Here is a 14722-nt window from a genome sequence, read left to right on the forward strand (position 1 = left end):
GGGGTATCGGCAATGCCGAAAATGATCATTTCGATCGATGGTGCTGTCATCGGGCAACTGGCGCTCGCCAAAGACCGGACAACGCTGGGCCGACGCGCCTACAACGACATCGTGATCGACAATCTCGCCGTCAGCGGCGAGCATGCCGTGGTGCACATGCGCGATGGCCAAGTCGAAATTGAAGACCTCAACAGCACCAACGGCACCTACGTCAATGCCCTCGTCGTCCAGAAGCAGGTGCTCAAGGACAACGACATCGTCGAACTGGGCGGCTGCCGCATCAAGTTCCGCGCCGACAGCCACCTGGCGGTGGGCGGCGGCACGGCGCACACCGACGCGCCCGGCGACTTCGCGGACTCCATCCCCTTGTCTTCAGCGCCCACCGAAGCCGGCGCGCTGGTCGAGCTTGGCGTGCCGGTGCTGCGCGTTCTTGCCGGCGTCAACAAGGGCGAGGACGTGCCGCTGCAAAAGGTGGTCACCACCATCGGCAAGCCCGGTGTTGCCGTGGCCGTGGTCACGCGCCGTCGGCAAGGTTACGTGGCCGCCAGCGTCATGGGCGGTGTCACGCTCAACGGCACCCCGCTGGGCACCGAAGCCGTGGGGTTGCAGGAGCGCGACGTGCTGGAACTCGGCGGCGCCACGCGCATGCAGTTCATGCGGGTCTGACTCTTTCCGCTTCTTCTTTTTCTCTTTTCTTTCTTCTTTCCACAGCGCGGCCCGCGTGCGTGCGACGCCATGAAAGCGCTGAGTCGGCACTGGCCGCGCATTGCCATCACCCTGCTCCCGGTCTTGCTGGCGCTTGCGCACGCCACCGGCATTTGGCGCGTGGGCGTCATCGATCACCTCGACCACCTGATCTACGACGCCCGGCTGCGTGCCACCATGCCGCGCACGCTCGACCCGCGCGTGGTGATCGTCGACGTGGACGATGCCAGCCTGGCGCGGCAAGGCCAGTGGCCCTGGGGGCGCGACAAGCTGGCCCGGCTCACCGAGGAGCTCACCGGGCGCCAGCAGGTGGCCGTGCTGGGTTTCGACGTGATGTTCATCGAGCCCGACCGGAGTTCCGGGCTCGACAAGCTGCGCCAGATTGCGAGCGGACCGCTGCGCGACATGCCCGGCCTTTCCGCGAACATCGAGCGGCTCGCGCCCGCGCTCGACAACGACGCCACCTTTGCCCGCGCGCTCGAAGGCCGCCGCGTGGCGCTCGGCTACTACTTCACGCGCACTGAAAACCCGAGCGCCAAGGGCCAGCTGCCTGCCGCTCCGCTGCTGCAGCCCGAGGCCTTTCCGCCGGGCCACGGCTACGCCACGTCCTGGAACGGCTTTGGCGCCAACCTCCCCGTGCTGGCCGCGGCTGCGCCCAACTCCGGGTTCGTCAACACACTGGTCACGTCGACAGGCGACGGCGTGATTCGCGCCGCGCCCCTTGTTGCGCGCTATGAGGGCGATGCGGCGTGGACCGGTTACTACGAATCGCTCGGCCTTGCCGTCTACCGGCTCGCCAGCGGCATGCCCCCCGTGCTGCCGGCCTTTGCCTCCGATGGCGCCGCGCCTCGGCTCCAATCCTTGCTGGTGGGCGGCTTGCGCATCCCTGTCGACCAGACCGTCAGCATGCAGGTGCCGTTTCGCGGCCCGGGCGGCGCCAACGGCGGTTCGTTCCGCTACGTGGCCGCTGCCGACGTGCTCGAAGGCCGGCTCGCGCCCGGCGAGCTGAAAGACAAGATCGTGCTCGTCGGCGCCACAGCGCCCGGCCTGCAAGACCTGCGCGCCACGCCTCTGGGCGCCGGTTTCCCCGGCGTGGAGGTGCACGCCAACATCGTGTCGGCCATGCTCGACCATCGCCTGCTCTCGGTGCCCGACTACGCGGCCGGCTACGAAGTCTTGAGCGTGCTGGCTGCGGGCCTCGTGCTGGCGCTGGGCCTCTCGTTGCTGCCGGCCACGCGCGCCGTGCTGCTCGGCATTGCCACCGTGGCGGCGCTCGTCGGTGCCAACGCCTGGCTCTACCAGGGCCACGGCGTCGTGCTGCCACTGGCCGGCTCGCTGGCCATGGCGGCACTCGCCTTCATGCTCAACATGGGCTGGGGCTATTTCATCGAGTCCCGCGAGCGGCGCGGGCTGGTGCGGCTCTTCGGCACCTACGTGCCGCCCCAGCTGGTCGATGAAATGCTCATGGACCCCGGCCGCTACAACATGCACGCAGAGAGCAAGCAGATGACCGTCATGTTCTGCGACATGCGCGGCTTTACCAAGCTGTCGGAGAAGATGGCGCCCGCCGAGCTCCAGGCCTTCTTGAACACCCTGTTCAGCCGGCTCACCAACGTCATCAGCGAGCACCGCGGCACCGTCGACAAATACATGGGCGACTGCGTCATGGCCTTCTGGGGCGCACCCGTCGACACCCCCGACCACGCCACCCTGGCCGTGCGCGCCGCGCTCGAAATGGCACACACCGTGCGCGACATCAACCAGGCCCAGCGCGTCGCCGGGCGGCCCGAAATAAGCGTGGGCATCGGCATCAACAGCGGCGTCATGTGCGTGGGCGATATGGGCTCGGTGGCACGGCGCAGCTATACCGTGGTTGGCGATGCGGTCAACCTCGCGTCGCGTCTCGAGGGCCTCAGCGCACACTACGGTGTGGAGATCGTCGCCAGCGGCGCCACCCGCGACCTTGCGCCCGGCTGCCTCTGGCAGGAGCTCGACAGCGTGCTCGTCAAGGGCAAGGCCCAGGCCGTTGCCGTGCACACGCCCCTGGCTGCGGACACCGAACGTGCCCACGGTCCCGCGGCCCAAGAAAAATCCGAACACTTGCAGCGCTGGGCGCAAGTGCTCGATGCCTATCGGCGCCAGGACTGGGCAATGGGCCGGAGCCTGCTGGACCCATTGCTTGCCGCAGATGCCAAAAAAGTCCTTTACCAGCTCTACGCCCAGCGATTAGCCTCGATGGCGTTGCGCCCACTGGACCCCGAATGGGACGGCGCAACCCGGTTCGAAACCAAATGACGACAGCCAAAAACGGGGGGACTTTCACAATGCAGGTTCGCGTGCTGGGCTGCTCGGGTGCCATTGCCAAAGACTGCCGCACCACCTCGTTCCTCGTCGACACCGACCTGCTCGTCGATGCGGGCACCGGCGTGGGCGACCTCACGCTCGACGAAATGGCAGGCATCGACGACGTGGTGCTCACCCACTGCCACCTCGACCACATTGCCGCCCTCCCCCTCATGCTCGACGCCGTCGGCGGCCGCCGCACCCGCCCGCTGCGCGTGCACGCCCTCTGCGAAACCATCGAGGCGTTGCGCGCCCATGTGTTCAACAACGTCATCTGGCCCGATTTCGAGAGCATTCCCAGCGCCGAAGCCCCCTTCGTAAGCTTTCACGACATCACCGTCGGCCAGACCCTGCAACTGGGCAGCGCCGTCCCCAAGCGCATCGAAGTATTGCCCGCCGTGCACACCGTGCCCGCCTGCGGCTTTGCCGTGAGCCGCGCCGAGGGCGGCGCCCACTGGGTTTTTTCAGGCGATACCGAACGCAACGCACCCTTCTGGGACCGCGTCAACGCCCTCGACGTGGCCATGCTCGTCATTGAAACTGCCTTTAGCGACCGCGAACAGGCCCTGGCAGACCGCAGCCTGCACCTGTCGCCCAAGGTGCTCGCAGATGAGCTGGCGCGCATCGTGCCCGGCAGGCACTACCCGATCTACATTACCCACACTAAGCCTGCCGAAACCGAAGAGATCATGAGTCAGATCGACGCGCTCGTTGGGCATCAGGTGGCAGGGTTGGCGCAGCGGGATATCCGGTGGCTTAAGGCGGACGGGGTATTGACTTTTTGAGTCCGGGCAGATGCCGGGAATGACAAATTTGTCACGTTCTGTAGCATCTATCCGCAGAATGTGTCACGTGATGTAAGTAAAACGACAACAAAAGTATTCATTTTTCCGCCAGAACGGCCTCCCAAAAGGGTGGCACAGATGGTGCGGAAGGTACCTCGCTCCGGGCTTGGTTCCCGGGCTCTACCAACCAACCTGGAGTTTCTTTAAATGAACCGTCGTTTGATTGCACGTAACGTGCAAAAGGGTTTCACCCTTATCGAATTGATGATCGTCGTGGCGATCATTGGTATCTTGGCTGCAGTCGCTCTGCCGGCTTACAAGGACTACACCATCAAGGCTCGCATGGCTGAAGTGGTTCTGGCCGCATCGCAGTGCCGCACGACCATCAGCGAGACGGTTCAAAGCATGAGCCCGAGCACGACACTCAGCGCCGCGAACTCCTTCGGGTGCGATGCGGCCGACAACCCCACCAAGATGGTCGCCTCGATCACGACGGACGCCGCAACCGGTGCGATCACCGTCGTTCCGCATGCGACCAATTTGGGACAGGCAACAGCCTTCGTTCCCGCGGACGACAAGATTATCCTTACCCCCCTTCGCAATACCGCTGCAGCCGGCGCTGCCCCCACTCCAGTTGCCTATGCTCTGGGAACGGCGACCACCGGCGGCCAAGGCACCCAAGTCTATGAGTGGAAGTGCACCTCGACCGGCGCTGCCCAGAAGTACGCACCGGGTTCGTGCCGCTAAATCCAGCGTTGCTTCACAAAGCCTGCTTGAGAAAGGCCGCCTTCGGGCGGCTTTTTCGTTTCAGCGACCCGTCCTGATCTGGGTTGGAAATCCGGCGTCAATTCCCCGTTACAGCGGTAGCGCTGAGCTGGTACTGAAACAGGGAAGATTGCGTTCATGGACAGTCCAAAGAGGAGGGGAACGAATGCCAATCGGTTCGGCCGCATCTGTTGGTTCGATTCGGGCAAGCCGCCGGCGCATAAATCAATGACAAGACCTTTCGGCAAGAAAAATCCCGTCCTTTTGATCAGCGCTCGGCCGCGAAATCGCCCTCTGACATAACCAGAGCAATGCTCGTAAAGGCCAGGGGCGAACGGAGAGCAGTGAACTAGGGAGGTAGTTACTGCCGTCGAAGTCGATCGATGGCGTGCTTTCGCCGGCCCCGCGAGTGAGCCTCGGGTCATGGGGCCCTACACAGCTTGCTTGATGGCAGGCTGTGGGTGTACTGGGGACCAATGTGTCTGATTGGGCAAGTGCCGGCACCTATCTGGGACCGCGGCAGTAGTTCTGCCCGCTGCTGACATAGGTGGGTAGCCTTCGACGACTGAACTATTCTTCGGCAGTCACCGTGCACGTGCTGTCTGTTGCAGGCTTACAAGCTCGAGCACGCCCGGACTTAGCGATGACGACGCGCCGGGTCTGCTCGGTGTTCGCGGTATCGCTAAGATCGTTGCGCGCGATGGTAATCGTGAGGGCGCCGAAGCCAGCCGTTTTGGTTTTTGCGTACCCAGAGGCGTCGAACATGATGTAGGCCGGAGTTTCGCTCGCAGTGCCATGCCCTGTAGCGCTGAAATAACTCGACAATGCAGGCTGCTGGACCACCGTGGTGTCACCCGTATTAAGTCCGCCGCTCCGGTCTTGGTCCACGAACACTGTCCAGCCCGTACTCCAATCGATGCCGGTGGCTGGTACCACCATCGCGTTCATGCCGCGTTTCATTGCCTCGCCTCGCGCTGCATTGACGGCTGCAACAAATGAATTGGTTGCCGAAGTCAGCTCGGAGTTTCTCTGAAAGCTCACGAAACTCGGCACGGCCACAACGAGCAGAACTGCCGCGATGGCGACGGTGACCATCAACTCGATCAATGTGAAACCGGAACGCCGGCTCGAAGTAGAGTTTTTCATGGCCAGCAAAGCTTCGCGTTTGAGGGATTGCGGCTGCAGCTTTTGACGCCCGTGCTGGTCATGCTGAGCACGCCCACCACAGAATCAGTTCGGACAGGGGTGGCGTCTACGCGAACACAATCTCGCAATGACACGCCAACGGCGCATTCCGTTGCCGAAAGTCGGTACGAGGGGGTGGCTGCGTTGTCGCCGCTGAACACCTTGAACGTCGTTGCAGCGGCAGCGGGGGTTGTGACCCCGTTTAAATTGCTGAACTCCAGATACGTGCCTCGCTGCGTCATGTAGCGTTCCTGCTGTTGCATCAACTCCAGCAGTGCGGTCCTGGCTTCTGCGCGGCGCCCTTTCAGAAGCGAGTCTTGGTAGGCCGGATAAGCGATTGATGCAAGGATGCCGACGATCGCGACCACGATCATCAGCTCGATGAGGGTGAAGCCTCTTTGGATAAGTGGCCTGTTCTTCATGGTGCGTTCTTCAAGTCTTGATAGTTATTGATCTGCCGCCAGCTCAGGCGGCCAGCGACGATCGTCTTGGTCGTCTTGTCGCCCGAGCCGGTGGCGGTGTCGATGCCGCCGGAGCCTTGCTTCACCACCTGGCTCGTGATGGTCCGGGTGCGACGGCCGGTGCTGTTGCTGACGGTTTCGACTGAGTTCGCAAGCTCGATCACCAGCGGCTGGCCAAGAATGCCCACGGTGGACACTCGGAAATCCCCGTCACCGGAGTCGACGTCCAGGCGATATTCGTTGCCGCTGCCACCGCTCACGCCGCAGCTATTGGCGCCGCTGGTTGAGCCAGGTATGAGGCTGCCGAAAATCAGGGTTTCGCCATTCAGCAGCGCGTTGCTGATCTGCTTCTCGCCGCTGGTCGAATAGTCGAAGTACCAGCCGGAGCGCTGGGTTGCGTCGACGTCGGACATCGCGCGGCCCCACACAAAAGGTGCAATCGCCACGGTCCTCGCAGTTGCATCGACAGTCCCTGGCTGCAGTCGGCCGCGCCCGCTGATCACGCTCGCTCCGGCAGGGCTGGCGTCCGGCGTCGTCGAGCCGTTGTCGTGCACTGCGTAGAAGGAGTTCTGGAGGGTCGATGAGCGGTCGTCGGCTTCCAGGTACTTGCCGGTTCCAAATGCCACATAGGTGCTGTTGCCGCGCTGGCCGGCAATCAGGGCTGGTGCCATGGAAATCGGCTGAACCTTGTCGGCGCTGGTCTTGGCAATGAAAAGTGGATAGGGAACGGGGTTTTCGGCTGTGCCCTTGTTGAAGGCCGAAAGCTTGCCGATGTTCCAGTTGGAGGTACCAAACGCGCGGAAGTCGAGCTTCCACACATTGCCGTGCAGATCGCCGGCAAACACTTGGGTGACTTCGCGCTGCGGGCCCGGAACGGCAGAGAAATTGATCAGGCCGGGCGCCACGGTCTGCGCCAGCGTCGCGTCGACGGGCAGCGACACCTTGTAATAGTTGGACCCGAGCGTCCAGGCCGTGCCTGCGGGCTTGGCCAGGTCGAGCAGGAACAGGGCAGGGCGCCCGGTCGAGCTGAACAAGCCGGCGCTGTCTCGCACGTAGTTGTTGACGCCACTGGCAACCAAGGCAAACCACTTGTAGGTGGCCGTTGCGCCGGCCGCGCTGGTGCGCATTTTCAGGATCTGAGGCTTGCCCACGACAAAGCCCAGGTCGGCGTCGTCTGCGTTGGTGAACTCCCACATCACCTTCGATGCGTCGAACGCGGCCGGATCGGTCACGTCGAGCGCAAAGACGCCGCGCCCGCCTGCACCGGTGCCCGAAACGAGCACCGTTCTCCAGTCTGCCTTGGTGCCGGCCGTACCCACTTCGGCTTCAGCCACTGCCGGCGAGGCATCGACGTAGCTCTGGTGGTCCGACACATACGTGGTGGAAGTGAGCGCCGACAGCTTTGGCCCCAGCCAACTCGGGATGTAGCCAAACAGTTCGTCGCCGGTCCCGGCGTTGAAGGCATGCAGCATGCCGTCGTTGGCACCTACGAACACGGCGGGCGTGCGGTTCAGGTTGTCCGTACGAAAGCCTGTGTAGCTCGCCGAACTGATGGTCGTGGGTGGCGCGCCGGAATACGCAACCCCGGAGTTGATGATGTCGCCAAGAAGCTTGTTGTTGCGACGACGGAAGGTGGTGCCGTCGTTGGCAGTACTGCCGCGCAAATAGTTCAAGCGGTTTTCGCCTTGTGTGTCGGCCGCGGCGGCAGGTGACGGCTTGTTGAGATGGGCTTTCAGGACATCCGATATGGCCGCCCAGGTAAATGCCGTGGCGGTAGGGGACGACGTTGCGCCGGAGTTGCCCACCACGATGTTCCGCGACGTTGCCGGGGCGGTGAGCGCCGCAAGGCGGTCGCTCGCGCTCCAGGCGGCCGTCGAACTGATCGAGACGTTGTTGTTCCTGTCCACGCTGATGTTGAACGCCTGCAGGTCCCCGGACCAGTTGGAAGTATCGAAAGAACCTTGGTAGATCTGGTTGCCCGCGGTGAGCTTTTGCGACGCTATGGCGCTGCCGGCAATGCTTCGCGCGGTGGTCGATGCCCGGCTGAAGATGCTGTCGAAGGCACTCAGTACGCCGCGCGCGCTGCTTTGCAGGTAGTAAGTTCCGGCCTCGCCAGGGTTCTCCGGGTCTTGCCACACGTCGTTGTCGGCAGTTCCGTCTTCCTTCAGGAAGGGGTTGCCGTAGGTGTTGAATGGCTTGCTGCCGAGGTTGCCGCTGTCTGACTCGAAGCCGCCGTATTTGGCGGCCGTGAAGAACTGGTTGCGGGTGCGCCGGGTGGCGACATTGTTCTGGTCGCCATACTCGTTGACGTCGAAGATGAACGTCTTGACGCGCAGGCCCGGGCGTTGTTTGGCAGTCTCGCCGGTCCAACCGGTGCCCCGAATGTCGTGTGTGTGAGCCCAGTACGAGTAGCCGATGATGGCGTCTCCCTTGGGATTGGTGTTCGCCGCGTTGGGATTGCCAGTCTTACGCCCGGTGCCCGCACCGTCGACGTAGTCCCGCACCAATCCTTTTTCGAAGTTCTGGACAACCCCGGTCCACCCGCCGAGGTCGGGAATGTTGCCTGCGGCGTTGCCGGTGGGAAAGCGGCTCCCGTCATGCGTATTGACGTCGCCGATGACCACGATGTTGTTCTTCAGACAGGCGTAGTTGCCGGTGTTGGAGCGTCCGCCGCCAAAGGGGTCGAGGTTGGTCCAGTCGGTGTAGACGGGGAAGCCGTCTTTCAACGCATCGGTGATGCCGCTGATGGCGTCCGGGCTCGGCGACAAGCCTTGCATGTACCGCAAGGACTCGTAGTAAAGCTCGCTCACCGGGTCGTACTTCTTGTATTTGCCCGGAGTGCCGGTGCGGCCGAATTTGTTGAGGTAGTTCACAACACCGCTGATGCCCATCGTGTTGGAGTCCGGGTTGGCCTTGAACACACCGGTGGTGGCGTCCCACTCGGCATTGGCATTGCCTCCGGACGGCGTGCTGTCCTGGCCGTTGATGTCGAAGGTCTTCGCACCCACGTATTTCATGGGCGCGCGCAGCACGCCGCCATAGCGGCCACCGTCGTAACTGGCCGTCTGTTCGAGCAAATATCCGAAGGCCGCGAGCCGCAACTGGTCGCTGTATTTCTGCACCACACCGCCTGGCTTGAAATTGCCGCTTGGGTATTTGGTACAGAAGGGGTAGTCGCGGTTGTCGAGCAGATTGCCGGCGCTGTCCTTTTGGCAAACCTGCACGCGGGCGTAGAAGAAGCCATCTCCGCCACCGGTGGTCGGAGGCGTCCATGAGCCGGTGTAGGGTCGCGTGTAACACGCCTTGGCCGTGTTCTTGATTGGGTCGCCGAACACGCCGTTGGTGCATGCCGTACTGATGTTGACGGGAGCCACCTTCCATTTGCCAGCTGCGCCGTACCAAACCTCACTAATGCTTGTGAAACTGCAAGTCCCGCCCTCGCCGGCGCAACGTGTGGCGTCGGTCGGCAGATCTTTTCCGTTGCCGATGGGCCCGATGGCGGGCCCCGAAGGCACGGTGCCTAGCGCGTAGCTGCTCGTGTCGCCGCAACCGCCGCCTCTCGTCGTACCAAAGTACATGCGGTTCAGGGTGTTGCCTACCCAGATGTCGTTGCTGCCCGCGGCCGAGGCCATGGCGGCCGGAACGGCGCCCCAGAACGCCTTCCCGCTCGAACCGCCGCTGCGCAGGAGCTGTTTGGCCGGGAAGTTGGTGCTGTTCCACATGCACACGGGGTCGCCGTTCGGGATGACCGCGCGTTGAAGAATGGTCAGGTCGGTCGTGTCGATGTAGCGGTCGCCACCCGACAGGGCCAGCCGAAGCATGTCGATGGCCGAGTTGCCGGCCCAGTTCAGGAAGTTGCCGCTGAATGCATTGGGATATGCGTCTGCGCAAGTGCGGCTGGTGGCCGGCCCCACACGATCGAAGCGCTTGTAGTCGGCAGCCGTGAAGCCGGTTGCGGGCGTCTCGGTGGGGGCGTTGTTGTAGGAGTAGCAAGCCTCCGCGTCGTAGTAGCCAAGGTACTCGGTCGTATTGCTGTAGGTGTTGTCGTCGGCGCCGCCCGGCGTGTATTGCGCACCCACGGTCGGGTACTCGACAGACAGTGCGAGCGCAAGCGTCGGCTTGTCACCGGACGTGGTGGCGTAGAGAGGGTCGCTCGAAAGGCTGATGGCCTTGAACGCCGGCGCAGAGGTCTGGCTGTTGACCACGAAAGATATCGCGAGTGCCGCAAGGGGCAGGGCGAACCACGCGACCGAGCGCTGGCGGGCCGACCACAGCCGCGGACGGGTTGCGAGCTCCCATGTGCGCGCAACTTGCGAAGCGAACGTGCGGCGAGGAGATTCTTGGTGTTTGTTCATGTGCACTGCCGCCTCAATCGCGGTAAAGGATTTGCGCAACGGCCTGGATGTCGTCACGCGGACCAAAGCCCATTGCCGTCACCCGGTAGACGTAGGTGGGCGGTTTGTCGAAAGTCTTGTCGCGGTTCAGCGGATCGGAGATCGGCTCGACGATGTAGCGCGGCACCTTGGCAGGTTGAACACCCGTTTGGCCTGCGGCAAAGGTGCGGCCGGTGAACAGGCCGAACGGGACGGTTTTTGCGCCGGTCGCGTCGCTGGTGAAGTCCACCACCAGCCAGGCCGGCTTGCCGCTTTCCACCAGCGCGCACAGGCCCTTGCTGTTGTCGGAGGAGCCGCATCCGGCAACGAAGTCGTTGGTGTTGTGCATGTCGGTGAAGAGCACCTTGCGGCTGGCCGTACCTGGACCGTGGATGTCGAACTCCGCATCCATGAGGGCCGCTTCGGCCGCTTGCCACGCGAGCTGCATGTCGCGGTCGTTTCGCGAACCCCGCTCGGCCATCATGGCAATCTGTGCGCCACCGACGCCCAGGATCGAGACGATGATCAGGATCAGCATCACGACGATGAGCGATGCGCCGCGCTCCTGTCCGCGCAATGCGAAAGGAGAGGTCGAGTAGCTGTGGGCGGGATGTGTCATAGGCCCTGGTCGTTGCGCAGGTGGATGGTGAAAGAGACGGTCTGGCGCAGCCGCCCGTCCGGCGTGGGTTGGAACGAGGTGCCCATGTCGTTCGAGTTGGCAAATGCAGTCCCCGCTTCGCCCGTCGCAGAGCCCTTGGCTGCGCCAAAGGGCCAGAAGGTTTGCGCAGCCATGTCCTGGCTGGACCCAGGCGCACTGCGAAGCACCATGCCAATGCGGATGCTCCGCACGCGGCGCCAATTGGCCTTGGTGTTATTGGCGGAACCAGCCACCGTCATCTGGTCGGCCCGCAGGTAGCTGTCGGGCACGTCCGGCACAGCTGTTGGCGCGGCTGGGGCGGCATTGGCCGTGACGCCGTCCACGCCGTAGAGCACCTGGAAATTTTCCACGCCTTGAATCACCGGCACGGTGGTCCAGGGCGCTGCGCCGGTGCTGGAATACGTGCACATCAGGGCCGGCTCTCCCTGGCTGATCGCCACATGGAAGATGCTGACGATGCGGCGGTCGTAGGCCTGGGCGACTTGGGACGGGTCCGCGTCCTTGGGATTCGGGACACTTGCCACAGTGTTGCCCGCGCAATCGATCATGGTCTGATCGGCGACTGCGGCCTTCGTGCTGTCCTCCGAGTTGGAGTAGAGCTGCGAAGCCTGATAGCGCAGGATGAGGATGTCGCTTCCGTAGCCCACCACGCTGGCTGTGCGCGCGGTCGATGCAGTGGTGGGGTTGGTTGCGTCCAGCAAAGCGTTGTTGAAGCCCCCGAGGTTCGCTTCGCGCGTGGCATCTTCCGAGGCCAGCCCGGCCGCAATGAAAACATCGCGGTAGCCCGTCTGCGCGCCGACGCGCTGGATCAGGTCGGCTGCAAAACGGCCGCTGTCGCGCAACTGCGAAGCGGCGTCCACGGTGTTGAAACCACGGCGTGCGACAGTGAGGGCGGCAACGGCAGCCAGGACGATCACCAGGCCGATAACCATTGCCACCAGCAGCTCGATCAGCGTCAAGCCACGCATGCGCTGTTGCGAGCGGCGCATCACAGCGTGCTCCCAGCGGTCACGGGCAGCACTACGGAAGGCGCGCTGGCCTGGTCGAGGGCTGTGTCGCCTCGGCGCGTGCTCGCGCGCGTCCAGCCGATCTTGACCACCACGACGTCGGTCGTTGCACCGCTGGTGCAGGTCCATGTCGGAAGGCCTGTCGTCCCATAGGGGGCCGAGTCGTGGCAGATGCTGACGCGGGCGCCAGGAAGCTCGGCATCGACACGGGCCAGCCATTCCGTCAATTCCGCCTGAGCCGTGGCTTCTGCGGTCGCGCAAGTCGACCCCACCGTCAAGCAGTAGCTCGGCGTTTCCGGAGCCAGCGGACTCGAAAATTCGCCGATGTACGGATTGCCGGTGCCAAGAAGCGCGATCGCCTTGTTGCCCCGCATCATTTCGGCAAATTCGCGCGCAAGAACCGTCGCGGCGGATTGCAGCCGGGCGTCGCGGTTTGCTTGGAGCGAGGCCGCCTGCAGGCCTACCATTCCAAGCAAACCGAAGGACAACACCACGATGGCGATCAGCACTTCGATGAGGCTGAAGCCGGTGTGGCGCGCGCGGCGAGTAACAAGGAGCGTTTTCATCGGCACAATACTTTGCAAACGTGTCTAAATGTGACCGTTGGATGGTAAGTTTTGCTTGGCCATCCGGGCCTACCGCTCGTCTCTCACCCGCAGCCATTCGTCGGCCCGCGGTCGGCACAATCGACGCATGACGTCCCGTACAGCGCCCCTCGAGGCGGCCGTCCTTCCATCGAAAACCATTGGCGCGGTGCGCGCCGGGCTGGTGGCGTTCCCTTTCCTCTGTCCGCTCGTTGCAGGCCCCTCGGTCCAGGCCTGGCAGCTGTTCGCCACCTGGGTGTGCGTTGCGGCGCTGCTTCTGGCCATCCCACCGGGCGCGCCGGCACGGGTGGTCTGGGCTTGGCTGGCGGCGGGAATGGCGGCGATCGTGCTTTCTTCTTTCTTCTCGGCCTCGCACGCCGCAGCCGCTGCTTCGTGGCTGCCGGCCGTGGTGGTGCTGGGCGCGATGGGGGCTGCGGCGTGCGTGGGAGCCGGCATGGCACGCGGCGGGCCTTCGGCTTCGGCGGCGCTGGGTGTGGGCATCCTGGTGGCCGGGCTGGTCAGTGCGGTGCTGGGCCTGCTCCAGTACTACGGGCTGGCCGAGCCGCTGGTGCCTTGGACCACCACGCCGGCGCTGGGGCAGGCCTACGGAAACTTGCGCCAGCGCAACCAGTTCGCCACGCTGATCAGCATGGCGCTGGTGGCGGCGCTATGGATTCACGCCACGCAGCCGTCGGTGCGCGTGCGGCGCTGGCTGGTGGCGGCGGCCTTGCTGTTGCTGGTGGCCGCGGCGGCGTCCACCTCGCGCACGGGCTTGCTTCAGTTGCTGTCTATCGTGGGCGTGTCTGCATTGATTGCGTGGCGCGAGCGCCGCGGCGTGGCCGAAAGCGCGCCGGGCGATGTTCGCTTCAGCCTGCCGCCGCCGTGGCTGCTGCTGGCGATGATTCCCATCTATTTCGCGATCGCGTGGTTGCTGCCGCAACTTGCGGCGGGCGAGGTCGAAGGCATGATGCGGCGCCTGCAGGAGGGCGCACCGGGCGACCACACGCGGCTCATCCTGTGGCGCAACGTGCTGACGCTGATTGCGCAGCACCCGCTCGCGGGGTGGGGCTGGGGCGAGCTGAGCTTCGCGCACTACAGCACGCTGTACGACGGGCCGCGGTTTCCCGAGATCCTGGACAACGCGCACAACCTGCCGCTGCACCTTGCCGTGGAACTGGGCATACCGGTGTCGGTGCTGATCTGCGGCGGTTTCGCCTGGATGGTGCTGGCCGCAAGGCCCTGGTGGGAGCGCGACCCGGCGCGGCTCATGGCGTGGGGCGTGCTGGGCGCGATCGTGCTGCACAGCCTGCTCGAATATCCGCTCTGGTATGGGCCCTTCCAGCTGGCGTTCGGGCTTTGCCTGGGAATGCTGTGGCCAGCCAGGCGCCAGGAGTCATCGTCGCTGCGTCAACGCGGCAAGGGCCGATGGGGCGAGGCGCCCATCTTGCCTCTGGCTGCTGCGGGCGTGCTGATGGGGGCGGTCGGCTATGCCACCTGGGACTACATCCGCATCAGCCAGGTCTACCTGACGCGCGATGAGCGCTTGCCGTCCTATGAAGAAAACACGCTGACCAAGGCCAAGTCATCGTGGCTTTTCGCCAGGCAAGTGGGTTTTGCGGAACTGACGCTCACGGCGGTGACCCCCGCCAACGCGGCAGCACTGCATTCGCTGGCCGAGCGCACGCTGCATTTTTCGCCCGAGCCGCGCGTGATCGTCAAGCTGATCGAGAGCGCCGAACTGATGGGGCAGCGCCAGGAAGCCCGAGACCAGGCGGAGCGCTTCCGCATTGCCTTTCCGGAGGCCTACGAGCGCTGGCTGAACGGCCAGTCCGTCGAAGCCGACATGCCTTAGCCTG

At 64.1% G+C, this 14722-nt stretch carries 12 protein-coding genes; 5 read left to right on the forward strand and 7 right to left on the reverse strand.

What is annotated here, in order from left to right; translation table 11 throughout:
- The first annotated feature begins 12 nt into the window (after positions 1 to 12).
- From ASC78_RS24280 to ASC78_RS24295, 4 genes are all read left to right on the forward strand, one after another.
- Positions 13 to 666 carry an FHA domain-containing protein gene (locus ASC78_RS24280; RefSeq protein ID WP_055807523.1) on the forward strand — a complete coding sequence of 218 codons (654 nt, stop codon included), beginning with the start codon at positions 13 to 15 and terminating at the stop codon, positions 664 to 666.
- Between the two features lie 69 nt (positions 667 to 735).
- Complete coding sequence (locus ASC78_RS24285) at positions 736 to 3000, forward strand: CHASE2 domain-containing protein (RefSeq protein ID WP_055807526.1); 2265 nt, start codon at positions 736 to 738, stop codon at positions 2998 to 3000.
- 29 nt (positions 3001 to 3029) lie between these two features.
- A complete protein-coding gene (locus ASC78_RS24290; RefSeq protein WP_055807529.1) occupies positions 3030 to 3833 on the forward strand; it encodes a 3',5'-cyclic-nucleotide phosphodiesterase in 804 nt (267 codons plus the stop codon).
- 207 nt (positions 3834 to 4040) lie between these two features.
- The gene (locus ASC78_RS24295) at positions 4041 to 4580 is read left to right on the forward strand and encodes a pilin (protein ID WP_055807532.1); all 540 of its coding nucleotides are present in this window, start codon (positions 4041 to 4043) and stop codon (positions 4578 to 4580) included.
- Here ASC78_RS24295 and ASC78_RS27580 read toward each other — a convergent pair.
- The 7 genes from ASC78_RS27580 to pilV form a co-directional block, all read right to left on the reverse strand.
- A complete protein-coding gene (locus ASC78_RS27580) occupies positions 4577 to 4738 on the reverse strand; it encodes a hypothetical protein (protein ID WP_157634520.1) in 162 nt (53 codons plus the stop codon). The two genes, ASC78_RS24295 and ASC78_RS27580, sit on opposite strands and share 4 nt — an antisense overlap.
- A gap of 430 nt (positions 4739 to 5168) precedes the next feature.
- Positions 5169 to 5744, reverse strand: a complete 576-nt coding sequence (locus ASC78_RS24300; protein WP_055807536.1) for a GspH/FimT family pseudopilin — start codon at positions 5742 to 5744, stop codon at positions 5169 to 5171.
- The gene (locus ASC78_RS24305) at positions 5741 to 6205 is read right to left on the reverse strand and encodes a type IV pilin protein (RefSeq protein ID WP_055807541.1); all 465 of its coding nucleotides are present in this window, start codon (positions 6203 to 6205) and stop codon (positions 5741 to 5743) included. Before ASC78_RS24305 ends, ASC78_RS24300 begins: the two co-directional genes overlap by 4 nt.
- Positions 6202 to 10599, reverse strand: a complete 4398-nt coding sequence (locus ASC78_RS24310) for a pilus assembly protein (RefSeq protein ID WP_082517644.1) — start codon at positions 10597 to 10599, stop codon at positions 6202 to 6204. Before ASC78_RS24310 ends, ASC78_RS24305 begins: the two co-directional genes overlap by 4 nt.
- 13 nt (positions 10600 to 10612) lie before the next feature.
- Entirely contained in the window at positions 10613 to 11236 is a 624-nt protein-coding gene (locus tag ASC78_RS24315) for a pilus assembly PilX family protein (RefSeq protein WP_055807544.1), read from the reverse strand.
- Complete coding sequence (locus ASC78_RS24320; RefSeq protein ID WP_055807899.1) at positions 11233 to 12264, reverse strand: PilW family protein; 1032 nt, start codon at positions 12262 to 12264, stop codon at positions 11233 to 11235. Before ASC78_RS24320 ends, ASC78_RS24315 begins: the two co-directional genes overlap by 4 nt.
- Positions 12264 to 12848, reverse strand: coding sequence for a type IV pilus modification protein PilV (gene pilV, locus ASC78_RS24325; RefSeq protein ID WP_082517645.1), 585 nt, complete (start codon positions 12846 to 12848; stop codon positions 12264 to 12266). Before pilV ends, ASC78_RS24320 begins: the two co-directional genes overlap by 1 nt.
- Positions 12849 to 12975: 127 nt before the next feature.
- Between pilV and ASC78_RS24330 the strand changes: the two genes are divergently transcribed.
- Complete coding sequence (locus ASC78_RS24330; RefSeq protein WP_055807549.1) at positions 12976 to 14718, forward strand: PglL family O-oligosaccharyltransferase; 1743 nt, start codon at positions 12976 to 12978, stop codon at positions 14716 to 14718.
- The last annotated feature ends 4 nt before the right edge of the window (positions 14719 to 14722 follow it).

The organism is Variovorax sp. Root318D1, assembly GCF_001424835.1.
Classification (GTDB): domain Bacteria; phylum Pseudomonadota; class Gammaproteobacteria; order Burkholderiales; family Burkholderiaceae_C; genus Variovorax.